The following is a 25195-nucleotide window of genomic DNA, read 5'->3' as shown; positions in this document are numbered from 1 at the left end:
CCGCCGTCTAGTCAAGTGAGCCCGTCCGACCGTTCGTCGTCGTCCGTGCAGTCGTCTAAGGAGCAGGCGTTGTCCTTCGTCATCGAGCAAGCCGTAGAGGCCCGTCTCGTCGCCGCCGCGCCACGTATGGCAAGCATCCCCGCGACGCTGGGCTACGACGCGCGCGACCCGTTCGCCGTGCGCATGTCGTTCCCGGCCCCCGCCACCCTGGAGGGCGTCGAGGTGTGCTGGACGTTCGCCCGCGAACTGCTCGCCGCCGGGATGACAGAGGCCGCCGGCCTCGGCGACGTACGCGTGCGCCCCTACGGCTACGACCGCACGGTCCTGGAGTTCCACGCCGTGGAGGGCACCGCGATCGTGCACATCCGCACGGGCGAGCTGGAGCGCTTCCTCTCGGACACGACGGCGCTGGTGCCGGTCGGCGAGGAGTACCTGCACGTGGATGTGGACGGGGATCTCGCGGAGTTGCTGCGCGACGCGTTCTGAGAAGCGCGGCGGTGACGCCGTGGAGGGCGGGCCCGGGTCGCCTGCCCCGGGCCCGCCCTTCTCCGGTCGGGGTCAGGCCCAGGGTGAGGTGACGACCCAGCTCGTGTCGTCGGCCCAGGCGGTGGCGGCGTCCCAGGCGTGGGAGCCGCCGTGGCTCGCGGCGTAGACCCCGTAGTCGTAGTGGCGCACGAAGTCGCTGGGGTAATTGGCCGACCGGAGCGAGACGCCCTGGCCGTTGTGGCCCGCCTGGGGGCAGAACGTGGCGTCCAGCCGGGAGAGCGCGCCGGAGTCGATGCTGTCCACCCGCAGGCGGAAGTCGTAGTGGCGCAGGTACTGCCCCGGCTTGTCGGCGGATTCGAAGGAGACGCAGGAGGCGTCCCCGAGGCCGGCGCGCACGGTCCAGGTGGCGGCCGCCTTGTCGGCGGACGTGCTGGACGAGGAGACGGCGGCGAGGGCGGCGTTGCTGTCGGCGCTGTTGTGGCGCAGGTAGGTGTTGGTGCAGCAGGCGGTGGTGGCCCGCAGCGAGACCCGGGAGCCCACGGCCGGGGTGCCCGGCACGGCGTACGTGGCGTAACCGGCGGCGTTGATGTCGGCCTGTACGGCGTTCTCGGTCGCGTTCGACGGGTAGCCCGAGGTCATGACGCCTTCGTAGAAGGTGCCCGCGGAGCTGTTGCTGTTGTCGCCGCCGATACCGAGGATGATGGCGCCTTCCTTCTTCATCGGGTGGTAGCCGGAGGCGTTGGGGCGCGGTCCGTCGTAGTGCGTGGCCAGACCGCCGGACTGGGCGTTGCCTGCCCGGATCGCCCAGTGGTTCGACTCGCCCTTGACGACGGCGGTGAGGAACCGGTGGCTGATGCTGGGGCTGTTGGCGTTGTAGCCGCGGTTGACCCCGGAGAACAGGCCGTTCTCCAGATCGGCCATGACCCAGGGGCCGTTGCCGGTGCCGTAGCCCCAGGCCTTGCTGTCGCCGAAGTAGATGGTCTCCATGGTGCCGTTGCCGTTGTCGAGGCTGTTGGTCTCGGCGTTGCCGTAGTCGAAGCAGCAGCCGCCGTTGCGGTGGGAGCCGTCGAGGATCGCGTACATGCCTTCCGGCTGGTCCCCGGTGGCGATGCCGTTCGTACGGTTGTTGCGGTAGCCGGTGCCGGGGGCGACGAAGACGCCGTACGCCTTGTGGCCGCCCACGGTGACCGGCGCGGCCGACGCCTCGGCGAGGTTGTCGTAACCGCCCGCGGCGGGGCCCTGGAACCCTCCGGGCGGTGCCTGGGTCAGATGGTTGCCACGCCCTGACTGGTCGTAGAGGACGGTGATCAGACAGCTCGTCCCGGCGCAGAAGGAGTCCTGCGCGGCGGCGTCGGCGTAACCGCCCGCGCCGAGCACGCCGATGTCCCGGGTGGCGCCGTCCGAGGCCCGTTTCACCTGGTACAGGCGGCTGTTGTACGCGGAGTACAGGGCGCGGGTCGAGCTGTGGGCGGCCACGCAGGGCGTGCCACCGGCGGCGTAGAGGTCGCAGGGCCGTGCGCCCGCGGCGGCGGCGCTGACGCCGGTGGAGGTCTGGACGCCGAGCATGGCCGCGGCCATGGCCAGTACGAGTGCGAGCAGAGCGAGCGGCCTGGTCCGTCTCGTACGGGCCGATGTCACCGACATGGAGTGTCTCCCGGGGGAAGAGTGGAGCCGGCGGCGTCCCACCGCCGGGGTCCGTACGCGACCTTGATTGAGGTCATGGGCATGCCAACAGGTCGATCACAGGGCCGCCCTGCCTCTCGTTCGAAGTGTCGAACATTGGTCGAATTGGCGGACCGTTCCGATGATAGGAAGCGCCCGGGGGGTGTCAACACATCCGGCACGTCCGATACTTCGACCACGCCGGACCCGCGCCGACGGCGGGTGAAGCGTTAATCCGTTGACAGCCCCGATCACGGATTTTTATCGTGGACAACGGTTCTGTTGCCGTCGATCGGAGAAGGACGTTGCTCGTCTGAGGTCCTGAGACACCGCGCATGTCACGCGGCGCACGTTGCACACGTGCTCTGTGCCGCCCCATGTCGCTGTGCGAGACCTCGGTATCCCGAGCCGTCCTCCCCGCCGGTACAGGCCCTTTTTTGTTGCCCGTGGCCAAGCGGTGTCTCGAACGCGTCGTACCCGTCACCGTTCGCCCACCGAGCAACCGCGAGGCACTCATGTCAACCTCCCCCACCCCTGCCCGCTCCCACGGCTCCGGCCCCGCGTCGGTCGCCGTCACCGCCCTCTCCTACGTCTGGCCCGACGGCACCGGCGTCTTCGACGGACTCCAGGTCGCCTTCGGCCCGGGCCGCACCGGCCTGATCGGGGTCAACGGATCAGGGAAGTCGACCCTGCTGAAGCTGATCGCCGGCGAGCTGAGGCCGTCCGACGGCACCGTGCGCGTCTCCGGCGAGATCGGCTACCTGCCGCAGAACGCCACGCTGGACACGACGCTGCGGGTCGACGAGGCCCTGGACATCGCCGGGACACGGGCCGCACTGCACGCCATCGAGGCGGGTGACGTGCGCGAGGAGAACTTCACCGCCGTCGGCGACGACTGGGACGTCGAGGAGCGCGCCGAGGCCATGCTCGGCGAACTCGGCCTCGGCCACATCGGCCTCGACCGCACCATCGGCGAGCTGTCCGGCGGCGAGTCCGTCCTGCTGCGGCTCGCCGCGCTGCTGCTGCGCCGGCCCGACGTGCTGCTCCTCGACGAGCCGACCAACAACCTCGACCTGCACGCACGACAGCGCCTGTACGCGGCCGTGGAGCGCTGGCCCGGCGTGCTGATCCTGGTCAGTCACGACCGTGAGCTCCTCGACCGCGTCGACCAGATCGCCGACCTGCGCGGCGGCGAGGTCACCTGGTACGGCGGGAACTACGCCGCCTACGAACAGGCGCTGGCCACCGAACAGGACGCGGCCGAACGAATGGTCCGCGTCGCCGAGTCCGACCTGAAGAAGCAGAAGCGCGAACTGTCCGACGCCCACATGAAGCTGGCCCGGCGCAAGCGCTACGGACAGAAGATGTGGGACAGCAAGCGCGAGCCGAAGATCGTCATGGGCGAACGCAAAAGGGCGGCCCAGGTCTCCGCGGGCAAGCACCGCGTCATGCACGAGGAGAAACTCGCCGAGGCCAGAGAACGCCTCGACGAGGCGGTGGAGGCGGTACGCGACGACGACGAGATCCGCGTCGACATGCCGTACACCGCCGTCCCGCCGGGCCGGTCCGTCCTCACCCTGAGCGGTCTGCGCCTTGCCTACGGGGCGCGCGTCGAGGGCGAGTTCGAGCTGCGGGGCCCCGAGCGCATCGCCCTCGTCGGACGCAACGGCGCGGGCAAGACGACACTGCTGCGCACCATCGCCGGTGAGCTCGCGGCGGTCGAGGGCGAGGCGACACCGCATGTGCCGCTCCGCTTCCTGCCGCAGCGACTCGACGTGCTGGACGCGGAGCTGAGCGTCGCCGAGAACGTGGCCCGGTTCGCGCCGGACGCCACCAACAACCGGATCCGGGCCCGTCTCGCCCGCTTCCTGTTCAAAGGGGCCAGGGCCGACCAGCCGGCCGCGACCCTGTCCGGCGGGGAACGGTTCCGCGCGACCCTGGCCGCGCTGATGCTCGCCGAACCGGCGCCCCAGTTGCTCCTGCTCGACGAGCCGACCAACAACCTGGACATGGCGAGCGTCCGGCAACTGACGTCGGCCCTGGAGTCGTACGAGGGCGCCCTCATCGTGGCCAGCCACGACCTGCCCTTCCTCCGCTCGATCGGGGTGACCCGGTGGCTGCTCCTGGACGGCACGCTCCAGGACACCTCGGCTCCCTCGACGGAGGCGACGTACTGAAGGCGGGCGACATCCTCTACGTGGGCTGCGGTGGCCGCACCGACGCGGCCGGGGTGCGACAACCGCTGAGATCGGCGGCGACGGCGCTGCCTGACAGCACGGTCATCGGGTACCCGGCACCCCGGTGGTGATGGACATGTGCGAGTTCGAGAAGCTGGAGGGGTGTGTGACGTGCCTCTCAGTACGACTCAGGAGGCTACAGACGTGACCCGACTCTTTATCGAGCGCTTAACCTACGGCAACGTAACCTACGACACCGTAGGTAATACCGCTCGTTGTACCTCCGTCCCCCAGGAGCCCTCGTGACCGTCATCTCCCCCCGCCTCAGCTCGTCGACCGCCTGGACCGACGCTCGACTGCTGCACGCCCTGGAAGAAGTGGTCGAGCAGGAACTCAACCGGCATCTGAAGGTCGCCAAGGACTGGATGCCGCACGAGTACGTGCCCTGGTCCGACGCCCGCAACTTCCCCGGCTTCTTCGAGGACGGCGAAGCCTGGGAGAAGGAGCAGTCGAAGGTCACGGAGATCGGCCGGACCGCGCTGATCGTGAACCTGCTGACCGAGGACAACCTGCCGAGCTACCACCACGAGATCGCGACGCTGTTCGGCCGGGACGGTGCCTGGGGCACCTGGGTGCACCGCTGGACGGCCGAGGAGGCCCGGCACGGCATCGTCATGCGCGACTACCTCCTGGCGTCCCGCGCGGTCGACCCCGACAAGCTCGAGACGTTCCGCATGTCGCACATGAGCGAGGGCTTCGAGTCGGACAACCGGCACTCGATGCTGCACTCGGTGGCCTACGTGGCCTTCCAGGAGCTGGCCACCCGCATCTCGCACCGCAACACCGGGCACCAGTCGGGCGACCCGGTCTGCGACCGCATGCTGGCGCGCATCGCGACGGACGAGAACCTGCACATGGTCTTCTACCGGAACCTGCTCCAGGCCGCCTTCGAGCTCGCCCCCGACCTGACGATGTGCGCCGTGCGCGATGTCGTCGTCGGCTTCCGCATGCCGGGCCACGGCATCCCGGGCTTCGAGCGGGCGGCGGCGCAAATGGCGATCGGCGAGGTCTACAACCTGCGCATCCACCACGACGACGTGATCCAGCCCGTCCTCCGGTTCCTGAAGATCATGGAGATCGACGGTCTCGGCCCCGAGGGACTCAAGGCGCAGGAGGAGCTCGGCCTGTTCATGGACGGGCTCGACGCGGAGGCCGCCAAGTTCGACGAGAAGCTGGCCGCCCGCAAGGCACGCCTCGCCGCGCGGGCAGCGAACGCCTGATCGGCCGCGCTAGGCGAGACCGGCCGCGATGGCGCGGCGCACCGCGTCGGCGCGGTCGCGGATGTCCGCCTTGGCGAACAGGTTGTTGATGTGGGTCTTGACCGTGGCCTCGCTGATGAACAGCTTCTCGGCGATGGCCCGGTTGGGCAGGCCCCGGCCGATGAGGGTGAGCACTTCGCGCTCGCGCGGCGTCAGGTCCGCGGGCAGCGCCCCGCTCGGCGCCGGGGCCTTGGTCCTGACCGTGGCGAGCAGCCGGTCCTGGACCTCGCGGTCGAGCACGGACTGCCCGGCGGCGGCGGCCCGGATGGCCCGGACGATGTCCTGGCGCCCGGCGTTCTTCGTCAGGTAGCCGCGGGCCCCGGCGCTCAGCGCGGCGAGGATCGAATCGTCGTCGGCGAAGGTGGTCAGGACCACCACGGCCACGCCGGGGTGGTCCTCGCTCAGCCTGCGGGTCGCCTCGGTGCCGTCCATGACGGGCATGCGCAGGTCCATCAGCACCACGTCCACCGGCCCCGCGTCGGCGACCGCGGTCAGCACCTGCGTCCCGTCCGCGGCGGTGGCCACGACGTCGATGTCGTCGGCGAGCCCGAGCACCGCGGCGAGCGGTTCCCGGACGGCGGCCTGGTCGTCGGCGACGACCACCCTCACCTTCCGTGCTGCGTCGTTCGTCTCGCTCATGTCGGGATCACTGCCTCCACCTGCCAGCCGCCCAGGTCCGGTCCCTCGACGACCGGACCCGCCGTGATGGTGCCGCCCAGCAGGGCGACGCGTTCGCGCATGCCGATCAGTCCCATGCCGCTGCCCGCGCCCGCGGTCACCGGGCGGTCGGCGGGCCGGTTGCGGATCGTCAGCGTGGTCGACGCGGCGGCGAACGCCAGCTCCACCCGGACCTCCCCGCCGGGCGCGTACCGGGCCGCGTTGGTCAGCGACTCCTGGGCGATCCGCAGCAGGTTCTGGGCCGTGCGGGCCGGCAGCTCGCGGACCGTCCCGGTGACGGTGAGCGCGTCCCGGTGGCCGGACGATGCGAGCATCGCGGTCAGGGTCTCCAGGAGCGGCAGCGCGTCCTCGCGCAGGGCGTGCACCGTCCACTGCGCCTGTTTCAGGCTCTCCTTGACCATGCTGTGGGCCTTGTCGTTGGCTTCCCTGACCTTGTCCAGATCGCCGGTGTCGAGCAGCGCGTCGGCCAGTTCGAGCTGCATGTTGATCCCGGCCAGCGAGTGCGCCAGGACGTCGTGCACGTCGCGGGCGATCCGCCCGCGCTCGGTCAGCACGGCGGTACGTGCCTCGGCGCGGGCGGCCCGCTCGGCGGACTCGGCGGCGGACAGCGCCGCCCGGACGGCGCGGTGCCGGCTGCGGTTGACGATGCCGATCACCACGGGGACCCCGGTGACCAGGCCGAGGACCCAGGGCAGCGCCTCGTGGCCGGGGCCGATCCGCAGGCGCAGGACGGCGGCGCACAGCAGGCCGCAGAACAGGGCGAGGGTGAGCGCCTGCCGGGTGTCGAGGCGGTACCCGATGTGCCCGGAGACGAAGAAGGCGAACAGGTACGTCGTGCCGCCGCTGCCGGCGCCGATCAGCGCGGCCGCCGCGAAGATGCCGAGCGTCAGCCAGATCAGGGCGAGCCTCGGGGGGACCTTCGCCTCGGGCAGCCGACGGGCGAGCAGCGCCGCGCAGTTGACCACGAAGAGGACGGTGACCAGCAGGCCGCGCCCGCTGACGCCCATGGGCCTGATCGTCAGGATCCCGGCGACGATGACGCCGAGGGCGGCCACCCACTGCAACCACGGCTCCTGGCCGGGGACCGGCCGCGGGCCGGCCCCCTCGGAGGGGGTCGGCCCGGGCTGCGGAGCGGTCTCGGTGTCGGGCACGGCCAGACCATAACCCATGGTCAGACGCTCCGGTGGAGAACGGGTGCGGCGGGCATGGCCACCCCGGCCCCCGGCACGGGGCGCACCCGGCGGCTCCTGACGAAGATCGTGGCCAGCCGCGTGACCACCTCGGTGAGCGCCATCAGGACGAACGCCGCGACCCAGGCCTCGTCGCCGGTGATGTGGTGGGTGACGCTGAACCGGCCCACGTCGTCGGCGCCGCCGTGCTCGACCCACAACTGGAAGCCCATGCGGGCCCCCATGCCGAGCACCCACAGGACCGCGGAGACCGCACCGGCCTTGATCAGCAGGTGCTCGTCCACGGCCCGGATGCGGGTGTAGAGACCACCGGCGACACCGAGCGCGGCGCCCACGCCCGTCAGGGCCCCGATGAGCAGCAGGTCGTTGCCGCCGGTGGGGATCGTGTCGAGGTACGAGGAGGCGACGAAGGCCACGATCCCCAGCGGGATCAGGAAGGACTTGAGGTCCAGACGGCCCTCCCGCAGTTGCCGGAAGACCACGAGGAGGAGCGCGATGTCGGTGAACCACTCGGTCGTTGTCATGCCCTCAAGACTGCTGGGCGACGGCCTCCGGCACCTGCACCCACGGGTGGAACCCCGGGTGGAGACCTAGCCGCAGCGCCGTGACGGTGCCACGGTGCGAGGAGGGGGTGAACTCCATGGCGCAGACGCACGAGTGGATGTTCTACGAGGTCATGTGGCGCAGTTGGGCCGGTCGCGCCGAGGTGCCGTACCCGGTGCCGTGGTGGGCGCAGCAGGCGATGCGGCGGTGGAGCGACGACTTCGACGCCGGGACGTACGACTCCAAGGAGGCGGCGTTCGCCTCGAACGCGCTGTACCGCTACTGGGGCATGGTCGGGGTGAAGGATCACCGGCAGGAGTCCCTGGTCGGGCAGGCCGGTGAGATCGAGCCGGTCTTCGACAAGTACTGCCTGTCGTTCTTCCTGTTCGATCCGGTGACCGGGGCGCTGAGCCTGCCGCAGTTGACGGACGGCGGCACGGTGGAGCAGCGCGTGGAGGCTCCGCATCTGCCGGTCGTGCTGACGACGTTCCGTACCGCGAACGGGGTCGAGTTCGTCCAGCGGACCTTCGCGACGCCGGTGGGGGCGCGGCAGCGGGACGCGGTCGTGACGCGGGTGACGGTGGGTTCGCCGACGGGGCGGGCGCGGGAGGGCCTGCTGTGTGCGGCGGTGATGCCCGCCGGGCCGAGCGGCTTCCAGCGGCACGACCGCAACGGGCGGGAGATCACCGACCGGCGCCTGACGTTCCTGCGGTATCTGCCCGGGGAGCGGCGGGTCGAGACGAACAGTGGCTGGGGGCCCGTCTTCGACACGGCCCCCGACCAGTTCGGGGTGTACGGGAATCCTGACTTCGGCACGGACCCCGAGGTGTACGTGCGCCACAGCCCCTTCCGCGATCTCGTGACGGGCGGGAAGCTGAGCGGGGCGGCCGAGGCGCAGGACCAGGTGGCCGGGTTGTGCAGTGCCGTGTTCACGTGGCCGTTCCAGGTGGCGGAGGACGAGCTGATGGAGCTCGACGTGCGGCTGCCCGTCGACCTGTACAGCGGGCCCGACGATCTGGCGGAGCTGCGGGCGGCACCGGCCGACGCGCTGGAGGCCGCCAACCGGGAGTTCTGGACGGACAAGCTGCTCCATCAGGGTGTGCAGCCGCAACTGCCGCGCTCGGTGGCGCACTTGACGGACCTCTTCCGTCAGGCGCGTTCGGAGCTGCTGATCCTCTCCGACCTCGGGGAGATCCATCCGGGTCCGACGGTGTACGACTCGTTCTGGATCAGGGACTCGTCGGTGGAGGCGACGGCGTGCTCGCTGGTCGGTGACGCGGCGCTGGCCGGGCACCAGTTGGGCACGCACTATCCGCTGCGGTTCAACCGGGGCGGCGGCCGGATCGGGCCGTGCGCCGAGTACGGGTTCTTCGGCGGCCCGCACGAGAAGGACGACCGGGAGTGGGACAGCAACGGGCAGGCGCTGTGGGCGATCGGCCGCTTCGACCGGACCTCGGGGCGGGCCGCCGCGTTCGGCGCCAGGCTCTACAGTCCGTACGTCGTGGACGGCGCCCGCTGGCTGCGGGACAACCGGGACGGTTTCGGGCTCCTGCACAGCGGGTGGAGCGCCGAGCACCTCGGGGAGCGGGACAAGCCGCACTACTGGGACGACCTGTGGGGGCTCGCCGGGCTCTACGAGGCCGCACGGCTCGCGGAGCGGATCGGGGCTCCGGAGGTGCCCGAGCTGTGGGCGGCCTTCGACGACATGAAGGCCGCCACCGCCGCGTCGATGCGCTGGGTCCTCGCCGAGCAGCGGCGCCGCGGGGCCTGGGAGACGTATCTGCCGACCGGGCCCGGTGACGTGGGCCGCCTCGACTCGACGATGATCGGCGCGGCGGCGTACTTCCATCCGTTGCGGCTGCACATGGGCAGCAAGCTCGGCGACGACATCGACCAGGCCGCGCGGTCGACGCTCGACACGATGTACTGGCACTTCGTGTCCGGCGGTTACCGGCACGAGGCGGCGTGGAACGCCTACGGGCCGTATCTGACCATGCAGTTGGCGCACGCCTATCTGCTGGCGGGGAACCCGGAGCGGGCCGACGCGCTGCTCGGCTGGGCGGTGGACGCGGCGTTCCCGCGCACCCAGGACAGGGCGGTGGCGCTGGGCGCGTGGAACGAGCAGCACGCCTTCCCGATCGCGTCGGACTTCCGGGAGGTGCCCGGGCGGCACTGGTACATGGGCGACATCCCGCACGGCTGGGCCGCCGCCGAGTACCTGCTGCTGGTGCGCGACATCCTGTTCTTCGAGGCGGACGAGGACCGGGACCCGCATCTGTACATCGCGCCGGGGGTACGGCCGCACTGGGTGGCGGACGCGCAGCCGGTGGCGGTCCTGGACGCGCCGACCCTGTTCGGTGAGCCCTTCGGGTACCGGCTCGCGCACGACGCGGGCGCGCGCCGGGTGAGTGTGCGGATCGAGTCCGCGCCGCAGGGGGTGCGGTTCGTGTACCCGTGCCGCTTCGGTCCGGTGCGTGCCGTGGTGGCGGACGGGAGGGCACTGGAGGTGCCGGGCCCCGGTGACGACGTGCGGGTGCCCGCCGGGACGCGGGAGTTCACGGTCACGTACGCCTGAGCTGGTGCCGCTCCTTCTCCGAGAGGCCGCCCCAGACGCCGAAGCGCTCGTCGTGGGCCAGGGCGTACTCCAGGCAGGCGGGGCGGATCTCGCACATCCGGCAGATCAGCTTGGCCTCGCGGACGGAGCTGCCCGGTTCGGGGAAGAAGAAGTCGCCGCCGGTCTGGGCGCACAGGGCCTGCTCCTGCCAGGTGGGGCCGGCGGGCGTGAGGGTCGTGTTCGCGTGCATGGTGACGAGGGTGCCGCCCGGTGAAAAACGTCTGCTCAACGAACCATCAACGCGGCTCGCCGGGCGGCACCGCCCGTCGTTCACCCGGCTGTCACTGGTCGGGATCGCCCTTGATCACCGCGAACACGGCCCCGGCCGGGTCCGCGAGGGTCGCGATCCGCCCCACTCCGGGCACGCCGACCGGTGCGGAGCGCACCGCGCCGCCCAGTTCCTCGGCCTTGCGCGCCGCCGCGTCCACGTCCGGCACGTGGATGTACGGCGTCCAGTGGGCGCCCGCCCCCGCGCCTGCCGGGTCGCCGTCCAGCGGGACGATACCGCCGAACATCCCGTTCTCGTCCGTGCCCGCCGGATGGACCGTCGTGTATGAGCCACCCGGGAACTCCACGTCGAAGGCGCCCCAGCCGAGGACGGACCCGTAGAACTCCTTCGCGGCGGGCACGTCGGGGGTGTACAGCTCCAGCCAGTTCAACCCGCCGTCCTGCGTGACGTGCTCGAAACCGGTGTGCCGCCGGGGCTGCCACAGGCCGAACGCCGCGCCCGCCGGATCGGCCAGTATCGCCATCCGGCCCTGGTCGAGGACGTCCATCGGCTGGAGGAGGACGGTGCAGCCGGCCTGCTCGGCGGCCTTGGTCACCGCGTCCGGGTCCGCGCTGTGGAAGTAGACCGTCCAGGCGGGGGCGCCCTGGTCGGCGGTGACGGTCATGCCTCCCGCCACCGACCTGCCGTCGAGCCGGAACATCCCGTACCCACCGGTCTCCGGTCCGCCCGGCTCGAACCGCCAGCCGAGGACGCCGCCGTAGAAGGCGGCCGCGGCCTCCAGGTCGGGGGTGCCGAGATCCAGCCAGTTCGGTGAACCGTTCACGAAATTCGTGGTGATCATGGTCGTGCCCTCCTCGTCGAGGGTTTTCTCCCTGGACTGCCGAGTCTGGCACCGCCCACTGACAACGGGCGTCCCAGCGCCCTGACCAGGCAAGGTACGGACCAATGGCGATCTATCGCTCGCCTTCAACCTCTGAACGAAATCAAATTGCGGGAGCGCTCCCCGTCATAAGTCTTGACGCTCCCGGCCCCTCTGGCCACAGTGGGGCTCCCCACACAACCCCCCACCCCTCAGGAGTGCGATCGTGATATCGCGCAGGATGTTCCTCGCCGGCGCCGGGGCGAGCGTCGCGACGGCCGCCGCCTCACTGTCCGTTCCCGCCTGGACCGCGGGCGCCGCGCCCGCCACCTGTGAACTGGCGCTCGTGAACAAGTCGTTGCCCGGCACCGTGCGTGCCTACGTCACGGGGCACGAGCAGTCCTCCGGCAACTGGGTGCTGCTGCGCGCCGACGGAAGTGTCTACCGGCCCCAGTCGCCGAGCGCCCCGGGAACCCCCCTGCCCGTGGACTGCGCCATCCCGCTGAACGGAGCGGGCCAGGGCCCCAAAGTAGTGACGCTGCCTCAGATGTTCGGCGCCCGCGTCTACTTCGTGCGCGACGACACCCTGGACTTCTTCCTCAACCCCGGACCCGGCCTGGTCGAGCCCGCCTTCGCCACACCGGCGGACGCGAACTACCACAAGACCTGGTCGTTCTGCGAGTTCACCTTCAACTCCGCCCAGTTGTACGCCAACATCAGCTACGTCGACCTGGTGACGGCCCTGCCGATCGGGCTGACCCTGGAGGGCGACGCCACCCACACCGTCGCCCCGCTGCCGGACGGTGCCGTCGAGCGGATCGCGGCGGATCTCACCGCGCAGGCCGCCAAGGACGGGCAGCCCTGGGACAAGCTCGTGATCAGGGGCGGCGACGGGAAGGTGCTGCGGGTCATCTCGCCGCAGAACCTGATGGCCCCGTACTTCGACCGGCCCGCCGAGATGCCGTTCCGCGACCTGTGGAGCGGCTACATCGACCGGGTCTGGGAGAAGTACCGCTCCACCGACCTCCGCATCGACCTCCAGGGCGGACGCGGCGTGTTCACCGGCCGGGTCAGCGGCGACACGCTCACCTTCAACGGCGGGCACACCTTCACCAAGCCCACCTCCAAGGACATCTTCACCTGCAACCACGGGCCGTTCACCAACAACCCGGCCGACTCCGACGACAAGAAGGGCCTGCTCGCCCGGCTCGCCGCCGGATTCAACCGCAGCATCATGCTCACCCACCCGGAGCAGCCGAACGGGGCGGACTCCGGCGACTACTACCGGGACGCGACCACCAACCACTGGTCGCGGATCGTCCACGCCAACTCCCCCATCGGGTACGCGTTCCCGTACGACGACGTACGCCCCGACGGCCGGCCCGACGTGTCGGGCGCGGCCAACGACGGGAACCCGCGCCGCTTCACGGTGAGCGTCGGCTCCTGACCCCGATCGCCGCCCCTCACACCCCTCGCGCGGCGTCCTCGCGGATCAGCTCCACGGCCTTCTCCGCGAGGGCGACCGTCGGCGCGTGCGTGTGGCCGCGCGTGATGCGCGGCATGACGGAGGCGTCGACGACGCGCAGCGCCCGCGTGCCGCGGACCCGCAGCCTGGGGTCGGTGACGGAGCCCTCGTCGGCGCCCATCCGGCAGGTGCCGACGGGGTGGTAGAGGGTCTCGGCGCGGGCCCGGACCGAGCGGGCGAGCGCCGCGTCGTCGACGACGCCCGGATACCCGGCCATGGGCTCCGAGTGCAGGGGCCGCAGCGCCGCGTCGGCCAGCAACTCCTCCGCCCTGCGCACGCCCGCGACGAGCGTGCGCAGGTCCTCCTCGTCGGCCAGGTACCCGGGGTCGATCCGCGGGCGGGCGGCGGCGCCCGTCCCCGTCGGTGTGATGCGGCCCGTGCTGCGCGGCTGGAGGAGGACCACGCCGAGGGTGAAGCCGTGTTCGGTCGGCGGGACGAGTCCGTGACCGACGAAGGGGACGGGCGCGTGGACCAGCTCGATGTCGGGTGCCGCGAGTTCGGGCCGGGTCCGGAGGAAGGCGACGGCCTCGCCGATGTTCGAGGTGAGCGGTCCGCGCCCGCGCAGCAGGAAGCGGGCGATGTTGGCGGGGGTGTCCGCGCCGGTGAGGGTGAGCGGGCGCGGGCAGCGGACGGTGACGGCGTAGGAGAGGTGGTCCTGGAGGTGGCGGCCCACGTCGGGTGAGGCGACGCGGGTGTCGATGCCCGCGGCGCCGAGGGCCTCCGGGTCGCCGATGCCGGCCTGCTGCAGGAGCTGCGGCGAGCCGATGGCGCCCGCGGCGAGGATCACCTCGCGGGTGGCGCGCAGCACACCGGCGGACACACCCTCGGCGACGACGCCCGCGGCGCGCAGGCCGTCGAAGTCGAGCCGGGTGACGCGGGCTCCGGTGTAGACGTCGAGGTTGGGGCGGCGCGCGGCGGGTCTGAGATAGCCGTCGGCGGCGCTCCAGCGGCGGCCGCGGCGCTGGTTGACGGGGGTGAGGGCGAAGCCGCTGTGGTCGGCCTGGTTCAACTCGCCGAGATCACGCAGCCCTTGGGCGCGGCAGGCGGCGAGGAACGCGGCCGTGGTGGGGTTCGCGTGGCGGGGCGGGGAGATGTGCAGGGGGCCGAGCGTGCCGTACACCGATGTTCCGGTCCTGGGCCCGCTCCACCGCTCGGCGCGCCGGAAGTAGGGCACGAACCGGTCGTACGCCCACTCGGGCCCGGCGGCCTCGCCCCAGGCGTCGTAGTCGTCGCGGTGTCCGCGCACCCACATCATGGCGTTGAGGGAGGAGCAGCCGCCGAGCATGTGGCCGCGCGGCCAGTACAGCTCGCGGTCGTCCAGGGCGCCTTGTTTCTCGGTGGTGTAGTCCCAGTCGTACGGCGTCTTGAACAGTTTGGGGAACGCGGCCGGTATCCGGATCTCCGGCTTGCGGTCGCGGGGGCCGGACTCGACGAGCGCGACCCGGACGGCCGGGTCCTCGCTCAGTCGCGCGGCGAGCACGCATCCGGCGGATCCGGCCCCGACGATGACGTAGTCGTACGTACGGTCCTTGCTCAACTCGGCTCCCTGGGTGACGGGTTGGCGCGCAGATGTCACCTGTGGTCTACACCCGGTCCCGCGGCTCGCGCATCCGTGTGCCGGAAGATCGGCTCAACGCCGCCCCGCCAGGGAGCGGCGCATCGCGACGGCGTAGCAGACGCAGGCCACCACCATGCCCGCCGGGAGCGCCAGGTCCAGGCCGCCGAGCGCCGCGGCGAGCGGTCCGGTGTAGAGGGTGTCGACGCAGAGGGCGGAGGTGGTGGCGCCCGCCACCACGGCTGCCGCCCCGGCCCAGTTGATGCCGCCGCGGTACCAGAAGGCGCTGCCGCGGGTCTCGTCGCCGAGGGCCTGGCCGTCGTACTGGTTGCGGCGCAGGACGATGTCCGTCGCGTAGATCGCCATGCTGGGGCCGAGGAGGACGACGGTGAGTTGCAGGACGTTGTTGACGGTGTCGAGGAAGTTGGAGACGAGCAGGCCGTACAGGGTGAGGGCCACGGCGGCCGTGCCGTCGAACAGGACGCTGACCGAGCGGCGGATGCGCAGGCCGACGGCCTGGAGGGCGAGGCCCGCGCTGTAGGCGGTCAGGGCGTTGATGGCGATGGTGCCGAGGACGAGCGCGAGCAGGAAGAAGGGCGTGAACCAGGTGGGCAGGATCGACTCCAGGGCCGACTGCGGGTCGGTCATGTCGACGGTGGTCGCCGCGAGGGCGCCCAGGGAGGAGACCACCATGCTGGGCAGGAAGCCGCCGAGCGCGGTCCAGCCGACGATCGCGCGGCTCGGAGCGGTGCGCGGCAGGTAGCGGGAGAAGTCCGCGCTGGTCGTGTAGGAGAGCGGGCCCGCCGCGATGAGCGTGACGCCGGTGAGGACGGTCGCCCACAGGTCGAGGCCGGTGAGGTGGTGGGCGGGGGTGTACGTGAAGTCGGCGTGGCGGACCACGGCGACGGCGACCACCGCGAAGACCGCCGCGAGGACCAGCGTGATCACCGGGTACAGCTTCACGATCACGGCGTGGCCGTAGACGCTGATGGTGAGCGTGAGCGCGGCGATGACGACGATGACGACGACCTTCACGCCGGTGTCGGCGGTGATGCCCACCTTCTCGACCAGGGAGAAGGCGGCGACGGCGGCGGCCGACAGGTTCAGGGCGAAGTAGCAGACGGAGATCGTCCAGCCGGTGACGGCGTTGTTCGCGCGGTTGCCGATGACGCCGTAGAGCGCCCGGGTGATCACCTCGCTGGGGGCGCCGGCGGCCGGTCCGGACACGGCGAGCAGCCCGGTCAGGACCCAGAAGGCGTTGCCCACGGTGAGCACGGCGAGGGCCTGCCACAGGGTGAGGCCCATCAGGACGAGCGCGCCGCCGACCACCAGGTTCAGGTAGTTGACGTTGGCCGCGGCCCAGACGGAGAACAGCTCCCGGGCGCGGCCGTGCCGTTCGCCGTCGGGAATGTGGTCGATGCCGTGGGCCTCGATGCGCAGGGCCGGTCGGTCGGGGGGCGGGGCGGCGACCTTGTCGGTGTCCGGGTGCGGGTCGGGAAGGGTGGATGCCATGGGCCCTCCGGGGTGTCGGCCGGAGCGTGCCCGACCCGTCTGCTTGCTTATTGGTCGCACACTCAATAACGTGACGGGCATGTCGTCAAGGGCTCCGAGCAAGCGAATTCGAAAGTCCCCGGCCGCCAGACGTGCGGAAATCGTTGCCAAAGCCGCCGAGATTGCGCTTTCCGAAGGTCTGGAGTGCGTCACCCTCCGCCGGATCGGCGAGGAGCTGGACGTGCGCCCCGGGCTCGTCAGCCACTACTTCCCGTCGGCGGAGGAGCTGGTGGCGGAGGCCTTCGGCACCGCGGCCACGGGCGAACTCGACGCGCTGATCCCCGAGGAGCCCCCGCCCGCCTCGGCGACGGAACGCCTGACCGGCTTCCTCGCCCGGACCTCGGGCCCGGCGTGGGACGACATCAGCCGGCTGTGGATCAACGCCCGGCACCTCACCCGCTACCGTCCGGCGCTCCGTGACCGCGTCGTCCACCAGGAGACGGCGTGGCGGGCACGGCTGGCCGGGCTCATCGAGGACGGCGTGGCACGCGGCGAGTTCCGCCCGAGCGAGGAGCCCTCGGTCGTGGCGTCCCAGATCCTGGTGGTGCTCGACGGACTCGGGGCAGACGGCGGCGCCGACGCGGACGCCCTGCCGCGGGCGGTGGCGCGGATGGCCGTCACCTGGGCCGAGCGCGAACTCGGGCTCGCCCACGGGACGTTGGGGCCCTAGGCGCCACTCGCCCTGTCCCCCGCCATCCTGAGGCCCCGCCTCGAACCCCGCCCCTCGAACCCCGCCCCTAGATCACCGCAGGGGCCGGAAGCCGACCGACCACCCAAGGCAGGAACACCCGTGCACCCTCAGCTCATCGTCCTCGGCGCCCGTCTCCTCGACCCGGCGACCGGCGGCTTCCTCCCGCACACCGCGCTCTCCGTGACCGACGGGCTGATCGGCGCCCTCGGCGGCGACCGGGACATCCGCGCGCTCGCCGGAACCGCCACCGAAGTGGTCGATCTCCAGGGCGCCGTCGTGACCCCGGGGCTCGTCGACGGCCATCTGCACCCCGTGCACGGCGCCGAGTTGACCCACGGCCTCGACCTCTCCGGCTGCGCCGACCTGGATGCCGTACGGGATGCCCTGTCCCGGGCCCGGCGGGACCTCGCGCCCGGTGCGTGGCTGCACGCCTGGGGGCTCGATCCCAACGTGTTCGGCGACCGGCCCGTCGAGGCCGCCGCGCTCTCCCCCGTCCTCGACGGCGTCCCCGCGCTGCTCCAACTGTTCGACGCCCACTCGATGCTGGCGAGCCCGCGGGCCCTGGAGATCGCCGGGGTCGACGGACCGCGCACCTTCGACCAGGCCGCCGAGATCGTGTGCGACGCGCAGGGGCGGCCCACCGGCCTCCTCCTGGAGGACGCCGCGTGCGAACTCGTCGAGCGGGCCGCCCCCCAGCCCACCCGCGAGGAGCGGCGGGACCGGCTCGCGCGGGTGCTGCGCGCGATGGCCGCGACGGGGCTCACCGGCGGGCACGCCATGGACGCGAACGGCGACAGCCTCGCGCTCTACGCCGACCTGGACGCGGCCGGGGAGCTGCCGCTGCGGCTGCGGGTCGCGCCCTGGTGCCAGCCGGGAGCCGACGACGACGCGTTGCGCGCCCTGATCGAACTCCAGGGGAAGGGCGGCGAGTTGTGGCGCGTGGCCGGGGTCAAGCTGTTCATGGACGGCACCATCGACAACGGCACCGCGTGGCTGGAGCACCCCGACTGCCACGGCGAGTCGACGCACGCGTTCTGGCCGGACCCGGCCGCGTACACCCGGGTCATCGGTGAGCTGCACCGCGCCGGGGTGCAGACCGCGACGCACGCCATCGGCGACGCGGCGGTCCGGCACGTCCTCGACTCCGTCGAGCAGGCGCGGCACGAGAACCCCGCGGACCTCCGGCATCGCGTCGAGCACATCGAGACGGTGCCCGACGACACGGTCCGCCGGTTCGCCGAACTCGGCGTCGTCGCCTCGATGCAGCCCACGCACTGCACCGACTTCACCCGGGCCGACCACACCGACAACTGGTCGCGGCGGCTCGGCGAGGAGCGGGCCGGGCGGGCCTGGCGCTGCCGTGACCTGCGGGACGCGGGGGCCCGGGTCGTGCTCGGCTCCGACTGGCCGATCGCCCCGTACGCGCCGCTCGGGGTGCTGGCCGGGGCCCGGCACCGCCGCCCGAGCCGCGATCTGTCGTTGCCGCCGCACGGACCCGAACAGGCGCTCAGCGGCATCGAGGCGTTGCGGGGGATGACGGTCGACCCGGCGTACGCGGCGGGCGAGGAGCGGATCGCCGGGCGCCTGGCGGCCGGGTACCGGGCCGACCTGTCGGTGTTCGCCGAGGACCCGGCCGCCGTGCCCGCGACCGAACTCCCGGAGCTGCCGGTGCGGTTGACCGTGGTCGGCGGACGCGTGACGTACCGGGCCGCCGACCTCTAGAAGCTGAGAAGATCTCGCGTCAGTGGTGCGGCGCGTCGTACGGCGGGATCGAACCGTCCGCCTTCTTCACCAGGAACAGACCCGCCATGCCCATGTCCGAGTGGCTCTGGACGTGGCAGTGGTACATCCACGCGCCGGCCCCGACGCCCTCCCCCGCGATGATCTGGAACCCGAACGAGTCCGCCGGGCCGCAGATCTTGTTGTCGAGGACCTGCGTCGGGTCGTCGGGGCCCGTGAGCATGCCCGTGCGGTTGTCCGCCCAGCGGTGACCGTGCAGGTGGAACGTGTGGTAGTACTCGCCGTGCGTGATCATCACGATCTCGACCCGGTCGCCCACCGTGGCCTCGAAGGTGGGGGCTTCGTGGGCGGCCTTGTTGTTGATCGTCATGTCGTTGAAGACGATCGTGAACGTCTTGCCGGGGTCGGGCAGGATGTCGCCCTTGCGGCGCACGATCACCGGACCGTAGAGGCCCTTCCTGATCCCGCCCGTGCCGTGGTCGGTGCCGACGACGTGGTCGTGGTAGTGCCAGTAGCCCGCGGTGCCCGCGCGCCAGGTGCCGTCCTTGCGGCGGCCGGGCGCGTGGGTGCGCCAGGTGTAGGTGCGGGTGCCGCCCGGTTCGACATGGCTGCGGTTCATCCGCGTGCCGTCGCTGGAGATCTCGTAGTCCACGCCGTGGACGTGGAGGCTCGCGTCGGCGTCGGTGAGGTTGTGGAACTCGATGTGTGCCGTGTCGCCCTCGTTCAGCTCGATGAGCGGGCCCGGGACCGTCGCCTTGCCCTTCTCGAACCCGTAACCGAGCCGGCCGTCCGCCAGCTTCTCCGCGTACAGCGTGAGGTGTCTGACCTCGCCGCCCGCCGGGGCGGTGCGCGGCGGGGTGTCGGCCCCGGCCGCCGTGGGGGCCGAGGCGGCGATCGACAACGATGTCACCCCGGCCGTCGCCGCCACCGCACCACCGATCAGCATGCGCCTGCTCAGCACGCGCCGGTCCTGCTCGCTCGCCCGGCCTGGTTCGTCGCGCAGTTCATCGCGTTCCGTCGCCACACCCAACTCCCCAACCTCGTACGGGCTTTCACGTCGCGCTGAGCACGGTAACCAGGTGATCTTCGTTTATCCACACTCAGGACAAAGTTTGTGGAATTGCGGTCATACCTATTGGCGAACCATGCAAAGAGGTCTAGCTTTCACCGCGCTGTTGCTGTGTCCTATGAGGGGTGGGTGAGCGCATGCGGCGGAAACCGCATCAAGAGCCATTGCCCGTACGAGAGTTCAGAGCGAGCAGGAACAGGCGCCGCCGTGTCCTCGCGGTCGGTGTCGCCGGTGGCGCGCTGGCCGCAGGACTGCTGAGCGGGCCCGCCGCCAGTGCGTACCCGGATCACGGCCCGTCCGTGACAACGATGTCCGTGAAGTCGCCGCCCGGCGGCGACAACGTGCGGGTCCTGCTGTTCTACGGGTCCGCGGCCGGCGGCGACGAGTCGCCCACGGTCGACGCGGGCATCGCGGCGATCGAGAAGATCGGCCAGTCGGGCCCCGCCGAGCAGCGCTTCACGGTCACGGCGACGGACGACGCCTCCGTGTTCACGAACGGCACGAAGCTCGGGCGCTTCAACTCGGTCGTGTTCCTGACCGGCGGGGGCGACGTCCTCGACCCGGACCAGGAGGCGGGCCTGGAGACGTACATGGAGGCGGGCGGCGGTTTCGTCGGCATCCATGACGCGGCGCGCGCCGAACCGTACTCGGACTGGTTCACCGGTCTGATCGGGGCGCGGCCCGCGGCCTCGTCGCCGAACACCGTGCAGCGCGCGACCGTCGAGGTCGGCGACCGGCAGAACCCGGCGACGAAGAACCTGCCGGTGCAGTGGAAGCGCCCCGACCAGTGGCTGAACTGGGTGAAGAACCCGTCCGGCGACGTGCACACGGTCGCCCGGGTCAACGAGTCCACGTACAAGCCGGGCGCGGGCGCGAACGGCGCGGACCACCCGGTGTCCTGGTGCCGTGACTACGACGGCGGCCGGTCCTTCTACACCGGGATGGGCGGGACCGTCGCCTCCTTCGACGAGGCGGACTTCCGCGATCATCTGCGCGGGGCCCTGTCGTGGACGTCGCGGGTGGTCCGCGCCGACTGCAAGGCCGCGATCGACGCCAACTACAAGGCGGAGCGCCTCACCCAGCCCAACCAGGCCGGGCAGAACGACCAGATCGGTGAGCCGCACGGGCTGGTCACCGCTCCCGACGGGCGGATCTTCTATATCGGCCGCGGTGGGGCGGACTCGTCCCGGCCGGTCATCACCGACTGGAACAACCCCGACGTCGGCAAGGGCACCGGGCAGATCCACGTCTACGACCCGAAGACCAAGAAGGTGACCCTCGCGGGAGCGCTGACCGTCTTCGGCAACAAGGGCGGCGGCGACGAGCTCGTCAAGGTCGAGGAGGGGCTGCTCGGCATCGAGCTCGACCCGCGGTTCGAGCAGAACGGGTGGGTGTACCTGCACTACACGCCGCACTCGGGGCTCGACCGCGACAAGCAGATGGCCGAGCGGCAGGTCTCCCGCTTCACCTTCGACCCGGCGACGAACAAGCTGGACATGAGCAGCGAGAAGGTGCTGCTCAAGTGGCCGGTGCAGGTGCACAGTTGCTGCCACGCGGGCGGCGGGATGGCCTGGGACTCCAAGGGAAACCTGTACATCGCGACCGGTGACAACAACTCCTCGCAGTTCAGCGACGGTTACTCGGGCAACAACCCGCAGCCCAACTACAAGGGCGTCTCCTTCGCCGACGCGCGCCGCACCGCGGGCAACACCAACAACCTCAACGGCAAGATCCTGCGCATCCACCCGGAGGCCGACGGCACGTACACCCTGCCGGAGGGCAACCTCTTCACCGGCAAGGAGACCGCCGAGGGCGGCGGCAAGACGCGCGGGGAGATCTATGTGATGGGCGTGCGCAACCCGGCGCGCATCTCCGTCGACAAGAAGACCGACACGCTGTACGCGGGCTGGGTCGGTCCGGACGCCGGTGAGCCGTCGACGACCTGGGGCCCGGCCAAGTACGACCAGTTCGCCGTCATCACCAAGGCGAGCAACCGCGGCTGGCCGTACTGCATGGGCAACAAGCAGCCCTACCGCGACCGCAACCTCCCCGATCCGACGAAGCCGCTGGGCTGGTACGACTGCGACCACCCGAAGAACGAGTCCCCGAACAACGACGGGCTCGTGAACCTGCCGCCGGTCACCGGGAACAACATCTGGTACTCGCCCCAGGGCGGGGCCCCGGACTTCCCGCGCGACGCGAACGGCGTGCCCTCGTACAAGCAGTCCGAGGCGAAGTACCTGCTGCCGTGGCTCAAGGGCGGCGGTCAGGCGGCGATGGACGGACCGGTCTACCGCTACGACGCGTCGATCCCGAACGCCGACAAGTGGCCGAGCTACTGGGACGGCAAGTGGTTCGTCGGTGACTTCTACGACGCGGACCAGCCGCGCCACGCGGTCCTCACCGACCCGAGAACGCACGGCGAGGGGTCGATCCCGGTCCACTCCGAGTCGTTGAAGAAGATCATTCCGATCGGCAACGACGGCATCAAGAACCTCATGGACTGGAAGTTCGGTCCCGACGGTGCTCTGTACGTCCTCGACTACGGGCGCGGCTTCTTCACCTCCGACTCCAAGTCGGCGCTGTGGAAGGTCACGTACACCGGTGGCGAGGCGACCCCGGCGGCCGGCCTGCTCGTCAGGAAGGGCTGATGGTCATGCGGACTCCTCCACAACTCCTGCGCAGCAGCCGGATGTTGACCGCGCTGCTCGCCACCGTCCTGCTCTGTCTCGGGCTCGGCGCGCTGCCCGCCGCCACGGCGGCGCCCGCGCCGGGCGCGGCGGCCGACCAGGTGCTGACCTGGACGGCCGGCGACGACATCACGAAGTACGCCTCCGCGCCGACGACGGCGGTCGCCGGCAAGGCGACGATCGTCTTCGAGAACAGCGCGGCGACCGGCAACACGATGGGCATGCCGCACACGCTGACGTTCGACGTGTCGGACCCCGAGTACAACAACGACGTACCGCTGAACATCCTCGCCAACCCCAACGACGACCAGGGCGGCAAGCACACCGCCGAGGTCACCCTCTCCCCCGGGCGCTACCGCTACCACTGCACGATCCCGGGCCACCTGAGCATGCAGGGCGTCCTGGTGGTGACGGACGGCGGCGGCGGTGAGGACACGACCGCGCCACAGACCTCGGCGAAGGCCGAGGGGCAGACCGACGCCGACGGAGCCTTCGTCGGGTCCGCCTCCGTCTCGGTCACGGCGACCGACGCGGGCTCGGGCGTCGACCGGATCGAGTACGCACTGGACGGCGGGGCCTACACGCCCTACACCGCACCGGTCGTCGTCGACCAGGTCGGCGCGCACACCCTGACGTACAAGGCGACCGACAAGGCGGGCAACACCGCCGCCGAGAAGTCCCTGGACTTCACGGTGGTCGCTCCGCCGACCGACGACACGACGGCGCCGGAGACCTCGGCGACGGTGAGCGGCGACAAGAACGCCTCCGGCGCCTACGTCGGCATGGCCACGGTGACGGTCTCGGCGTCGGACACCGGCTCCGGGGTCAACACGGTGGAGTACGCGCTCGGCGCCGACGGCGCCTGGCAGCCGTACACCGCGCCGGTGATGGTCCACGACCCGGGCACCTACAAGGTGCGGTACCGGGCCACGGACAAGGCGGGCAACCGGGCGGCGGAGAAGGCGGTCGACCTCACGGTCGTGGCGCCGCCCGCCCAGGACACGACGGCGCCGACGGTGTCGCTCGCGGTCGCCGGGGACAAGAACTCCGACGGCGCGTACATCAACCACGCGAAGCTCACCGTGACGGCGACGGACGAGGACTCCGGCGTCGCCACGATCGAGTACTCGCTCGACGGCGGCCCCTACCTCGCGTACACCGCCCCCGTGGTGGTGGACCGGGTCGGCGCGCACTCGGTGTCCTACCGGGCCACCGACAAGGCCGGGAACGCCGCGCAGGCGCAGTTGTTCGTGTTCGCGGTCGCCTCGGGCGGCGGCGTCCCGGCGCCCCCCTGCCCGGAGTTCGACGAGCGGACGACGGTGTTCGTGGGCACGACGGACACGGGCATCCCGAACCGCGTGACGAACAACCGCTGCCGGATCGGCGAGTTGATCGAGGACGAGAAGAAGTGGACGTCGCACGCGCTGTTCGTCAAGCACGTGAAGACGGTCACGGACAAGCTCCTCAAGGAAGGCGTCATCGACCAGCGCGAGTACAACAAGATCAACAAGGCGGCGAGGCAGTCCGAGATCGGCACGCCGGGCCAGACCGACGGCTACACCAAGATCCTGGACGGCACGCAGGAGTCGTTCGCGAAGTGGGAGCAGGTCGGCGGCGGGAAGTTCGCGCTGAACGCCGACGGGTCGATCACCAGCAGTACGTCGGTGGACGGCATGGGCATGCTCTGGTTCCCGCAGCGCAAGTACGGCGACTTCTCGCTGAAGCTCCAGTGGCGTGACGACGCCCCCGGCACGGGCAACGCCAACGGCGGTGTGTTCGTGCGCTTCCCGTGGGTGCACGACAACCCCGAGGAGCCGCGCCCCGAGTGGGCCGCGATCAAGTACGGGCACGAGGTCCAGGTGTTCGACCGTCCCGACGGCGACATGTACAAGACCGGCTCGATCTACGGCTTCGACCGGGTCGGCCTCGCGGGCGCGGGCGTCACCCAGAAGGGCACGTGGAACGACTACGAGATCAAGGTGGTGGACCAGCACTTCTCGATCTACCGCAACGGTGTGCTGATCAACGAGTTCGACAACACCGGTGGCCAGGTCTTCGAGCCACCGCGCTCCGACGACCCGGGCACGGACGGCCGGCGGTACTCCTCCGGCTATGTCGGCCTCCAGGTGCACAGCACCTCGGACGTCATCTCCTACCGGGACATCCGCATCAAGGAACTGTGAACGCAAGACAGTTGACGGTGTCACCGCCCGCCCGCCGAGTCCTCGTGGCTCAGCGGGCGGGCTTCACCTCGACCGCCACCGCGTCCGGGCTCCCCTGGGTGAGCACGGGGTTGCTCCGCACGGAGACGAAGTCCTCCGGCTCGACGACCCCCGAACCGTCGACGTCCGCATGGACCCGCACGGTGTACCGGGCTCCGGGACCCGGCGCCGGCACGGCGAGGGTCACCCGGGGTACGGCCGTGAGGTCGACGCCCGGCTCGACGGTCGCGGAGACCACCCGGGCCGGCGCGTCCGCCGCGCCGGTCTCCTCGACCCGCACGCGCAGCGTCACCGGGCCCTCGGGCGGTTTCGCCCCCGGCGCGAGACGCACGGCGATTTCTACGTTTCTCATACGCTCGCCCAGCCCTTGTCGGTCGGCGGTGCCCCCAGTACTT

Annotated in this window: 19 protein-coding genes and 1 pseudogene; 10 read left to right on the top strand and 10 right to left on the bottom strand. The window is 71.2% G+C overall.

Going from position 1 to position 25195, the window contains the following annotated elements:
* The first annotated feature begins 69 nt into the window (after nucleotides 1-69).
* The gene (locus ACIRF8_RS17950; protein ID WP_404215854.1) at nucleotides 70-486 is read left to right on the top strand and encodes an SsgA family sporulation/cell division regulator; all 417 of its coding nucleotides are present in this window, start codon (nucleotides 70-72) and stop codon (nucleotides 484-486) included.
* 72 nt (nucleotides 487-558) lie between these two features.
* Here the strand turns inward: ACIRF8_RS17950 and ACIRF8_RS17945 are convergent, their stop codons facing one another.
* Nucleotides 559-2130: an alpha-L-arabinofuranosidase B gene (locus ACIRF8_RS17945; protein WP_404215852.1), complete on the bottom strand. Its 1572-nt coding sequence runs from the start codon at nucleotides 2128-2130 to the stop codon at nucleotides 559-561.
* A 533-nt stretch (nucleotides 2131-2663) separates the two neighbouring features.
* Between ACIRF8_RS17945 and ACIRF8_RS17940 the strand changes: the two genes are divergently transcribed.
* From ACIRF8_RS17940 to ACIRF8_RS17930, 3 genes and pseudogenes are all read left to right on the top strand, one after another.
* Nucleotides 2664-4325 carry an ABC-F family ATP-binding cassette domain-containing protein gene (locus ACIRF8_RS17940; RefSeq protein WP_404215850.1) on the top strand — a complete coding sequence of 554 codons (1662 nt, stop codon included), beginning with the start codon at nucleotides 2664-2666 and terminating at the stop codon, nucleotides 4323-4325.
* Nucleotides 4298-4533 (top strand): annotated as a pseudogene (locus ACIRF8_RS17935) (N(G),N(G)-dimethylarginine dimethylaminohydrolase); the annotation flags it as partial. The gene ACIRF8_RS17940 and the pseudogene ACIRF8_RS17935, both read left to right, overlap by 28 nt.
* Before the next feature lie 94 nt (nucleotides 4534-4627).
* Nucleotides 4628-5605 (top strand): acyl-ACP desaturase, encoded by a 978-nt coding sequence (locus tag ACIRF8_RS17930; protein WP_404215848.1) that lies wholly within the window; start codon nucleotides 4628-4630, stop codon nucleotides 5603-5605.
* Nucleotides 5606-5614: 9 nt separating this feature from the next.
* Here the strand turns inward: ACIRF8_RS17930 and ACIRF8_RS17925 are convergent, their stop codons facing one another.
* From ACIRF8_RS17925 to ACIRF8_RS17915, 3 genes are read right to left on the bottom strand one after another with little or no spacing between them, the layout of a single operon-like run.
* A complete protein-coding gene (locus ACIRF8_RS17925; protein ID WP_404215846.1) occupies nucleotides 5615-6283 on the bottom strand; it encodes a response regulator in 669 nt (222 codons plus the stop codon).
* A complete protein-coding gene (locus ACIRF8_RS17920; protein WP_404215844.1) occupies nucleotides 6280-7491 on the bottom strand; it encodes a sensor histidine kinase in 1212 nt (403 codons plus the stop codon). The genes ACIRF8_RS17925 and ACIRF8_RS17920 overlap by 4 nt, the downstream gene beginning before the upstream one ends.
* A gap of 2 nt (nucleotides 7492-7493) precedes the next feature.
* Entirely contained in the window at nucleotides 7494-8036 is a 543-nt protein-coding gene (locus tag ACIRF8_RS17915; protein ID WP_404215842.1) for a hypothetical protein, read from the bottom strand.
* A gap of 116 nt (nucleotides 8037-8152) precedes the next feature.
* On the opposite strand from ACIRF8_RS17915, the gene ACIRF8_RS17910 reads away from it, so the two are divergent.
* On the top strand, nucleotides 8153-10630 hold the full coding sequence (locus ACIRF8_RS17910) for a hypothetical protein (RefSeq protein ID WP_404215840.1): 2478 nt from the start codon (nucleotides 8153-8155) through the stop codon (nucleotides 10628-10630).
* On the opposite strand, the gene ACIRF8_RS17905 is transcribed toward ACIRF8_RS17910, so the two are convergent.
* Nucleotides 10617-10859, bottom strand: coding sequence for a WhiB family transcriptional regulator (locus ACIRF8_RS17905; RefSeq protein ID WP_404215838.1), 243 nt, complete (start codon nucleotides 10857-10859; stop codon nucleotides 10617-10619). The genes ACIRF8_RS17910 and ACIRF8_RS17905 overlap by 14 nt on opposite strands.
* A gap of 91 nt (nucleotides 10860-10950) precedes the next feature.
* The gene (locus tag ACIRF8_RS17900) at nucleotides 10951-11739 is read right to left on the bottom strand and encodes a VOC family protein (protein WP_404215836.1); all 789 of its coding nucleotides are present in this window, start codon (nucleotides 11737-11739) and stop codon (nucleotides 10951-10953) included.
* A 244-nt stretch (nucleotides 11740-11983) separates the two neighbouring features.
* Between ACIRF8_RS17900 and ACIRF8_RS17895 the strand changes: the two genes are divergently transcribed.
* Nucleotides 11984-13204, top strand: coding sequence for a glycoside hydrolase family 64 protein (locus ACIRF8_RS17895; RefSeq protein WP_404215834.1), 1221 nt, complete (start codon nucleotides 11984-11986; stop codon nucleotides 13202-13204).
* 16 nt (nucleotides 13205-13220) lie between these two features.
* On the opposite strand, the gene ACIRF8_RS17890 is transcribed toward ACIRF8_RS17895, so the two are convergent.
* Both ACIRF8_RS17890 and ACIRF8_RS17885 read right to left on the bottom strand, forming a co-directional pair.
* Nucleotides 13221-14819 carry a GMC family oxidoreductase gene (locus ACIRF8_RS17890; RefSeq protein WP_404215832.1) on the bottom strand — a complete coding sequence of 533 codons (1599 nt, stop codon included), beginning with the start codon at nucleotides 14817-14819 and terminating at the stop codon, nucleotides 13221-13223.
* A 93-nt stretch (nucleotides 14820-14912) separates the two neighbouring features.
* Nucleotides 14913-16349 (bottom strand): purine-cytosine permease family protein, encoded by a 1437-nt coding sequence (locus ACIRF8_RS17885; RefSeq protein WP_404215831.1) that lies wholly within the window; start codon nucleotides 16347-16349, stop codon nucleotides 14913-14915.
* Between the two features lie 79 nt (nucleotides 16350-16428).
* Between ACIRF8_RS17885 and ACIRF8_RS17880 the strand changes: the two genes are divergently transcribed.
* Together ACIRF8_RS17880 and ACIRF8_RS17875 are read left to right on the top strand one after the other, a co-directional pair.
* Nucleotides 16429-17058, top strand: a complete 630-nt coding sequence (locus tag ACIRF8_RS17880; RefSeq protein WP_404215829.1) for a TetR/AcrR family transcriptional regulator — start codon at nucleotides 16429-16431, stop codon at nucleotides 17056-17058.
* A gap of 120 nt (nucleotides 17059-17178) precedes the next feature.
* Nucleotides 17179-18801 carry an amidohydrolase gene (locus ACIRF8_RS17875; protein ID WP_404215827.1) on the top strand — a complete coding sequence of 541 codons (1623 nt, stop codon included), beginning with the start codon at nucleotides 17179-17181 and terminating at the stop codon, nucleotides 18799-18801.
* Between the two features lie 19 nt (nucleotides 18802-18820).
* On the opposite strand, the gene ACIRF8_RS17870 is transcribed toward ACIRF8_RS17875, so the two are convergent.
* A complete protein-coding gene (locus ACIRF8_RS17870; protein WP_404215933.1) occupies nucleotides 18821-19765 on the bottom strand; it encodes a multicopper oxidase domain-containing protein in 945 nt (314 codons plus the stop codon).
* Nucleotides 19766-20025: 260 nt separating this feature from the next.
* Here ACIRF8_RS17870 and ACIRF8_RS17865 point away from each other — a divergent pair, with 260 nt between their 5' ends.
* Both ACIRF8_RS17865 and ACIRF8_RS17860 read left to right on the top strand, forming a co-directional pair.
* Complete coding sequence (locus ACIRF8_RS17865; protein WP_404215825.1) at nucleotides 20026-22539, top strand: ThuA domain-containing protein; 2514 nt, start codon at nucleotides 20026-20028, stop codon at nucleotides 22537-22539.
* A 5-nt stretch (nucleotides 22540-22544) separates the two neighbouring features.
* Complete coding sequence (locus ACIRF8_RS17860) at nucleotides 22545-24761, top strand: OmpL47-type beta-barrel domain-containing protein (RefSeq protein ID WP_404215823.1); 2217 nt, start codon at nucleotides 22545-22547, stop codon at nucleotides 24759-24761.
* Between the two features lie 49 nt (nucleotides 24762-24810).
* Here ACIRF8_RS17860 and ACIRF8_RS17855 read toward each other — a convergent pair whose 3' ends face one another.
* Nucleotides 24811-25152, bottom strand: a complete 342-nt coding sequence (locus ACIRF8_RS17855; protein WP_404215821.1) for a hypothetical protein — start codon at nucleotides 25150-25152, stop codon at nucleotides 24811-24813.
* Between the last annotated feature and the right edge of the window lie 43 nt (nucleotides 25153-25195).

This window comes from Streptomyces sp. NPDC102406, from assembly GCF_044765725.1.
Taxonomy (GTDB): domain Bacteria; phylum Actinomycetota; class Actinomycetes; order Streptomycetales; family Streptomycetaceae; genus Streptomyces.
This window is presented reverse-complemented; position numbering and strand designations above follow the sequence as displayed.

What these genes read in the sequence shown, in the direction of transcription:
- ACIRF8_RS17945 (WP_404215852.1), bottom strand. Translation starts at nt 2,130, where the DNA reads ATGTCGGTGACATCGGCCCGTACGAGACGGACCAGGCCGCTCGCTCTG.
- ACIRF8_RS17940 (WP_404215850.1), top strand. Translation starts at nt 2,664, where the DNA reads ATGTCAACCTCCCCCACCCCTGCCCGCTCCCACGGCTCCGGCCCCGCG.
- ACIRF8_RS17925 (WP_404215846.1), bottom strand. Translation starts at nt 6,283, where the DNA reads ATGAGCGAGACGAACGACGCAGCACGGAAGGTGAGGGTGGTCGTCGCC.
- ACIRF8_RS17920 (WP_404215844.1), bottom strand. Translation starts at nt 7,491, where the DNA reads ATGGGTTATGGTCTGGCCGTGCCCGACACCGAGACCGCTCCGCAGCCC.
- ACIRF8_RS17915 (WP_404215842.1), bottom strand. Translation starts at nt 8,036, where the DNA reads ATGACAACGACCGAGTGGTTCACCGACATCGCGCTCCTCCTCGTGGTC.
- ACIRF8_RS17910 (WP_404215840.1), top strand. Translation starts at nt 8,153, where the DNA reads ATGGCGCAGACGCACGAGTGGATGTTCTACGAGGTCATGTGGCGCAGT.
- ACIRF8_RS17905 (WP_404215838.1), bottom strand. Translation starts at nt 10,859, where the DNA reads ATGCACGCGAACACGACCCTCACGCCCGCCGGCCCCACCTGGCAGGAG.
- ACIRF8_RS17900 (WP_404215836.1), bottom strand. Translation starts at nt 11,739, where the DNA reads ATGATCACCACGAATTTCGTGAACGGTTCACCGAACTGGCTGGATCTC.
- ACIRF8_RS17885 (WP_404215831.1), bottom strand. Translation starts at nt 16,349, where the DNA reads ATGGCATCCACCCTTCCCGACCCGCACCCGGACACCGACAAGGTCGCC.
- ACIRF8_RS17880 (WP_404215829.1), top strand. Translation starts at nt 16,429, where the DNA reads ATGTCGTCAAGGGCTCCGAGCAAGCGAATTCGAAAGTCCCCGGCCGCC.
- ACIRF8_RS17870 (WP_404215933.1), bottom strand. Translation starts at nt 19,765, where the DNA reads ATGCTGATCGGTGGTGCGGTGGCGGCGACGGCCGGGGTGACATCGTTG.
- ACIRF8_RS17865 (WP_404215825.1), top strand. Translation starts at nt 20,026, where the DNA reads ATGCGGCGGAAACCGCATCAAGAGCCATTGCCCGTACGAGAGTTCAGA.
- ACIRF8_RS17860 (WP_404215823.1), top strand. Translation starts at nt 22,545, where the DNA reads ATGCGGACTCCTCCACAACTCCTGCGCAGCAGCCGGATGTTGACCGCG.
- ACIRF8_RS17855 (WP_404215821.1), bottom strand. Translation starts at nt 25,152, where the DNA reads ATGAGAAACGTAGAAATCGCCGTGCGTCTCGCGCCGGGGGCGAAACCG.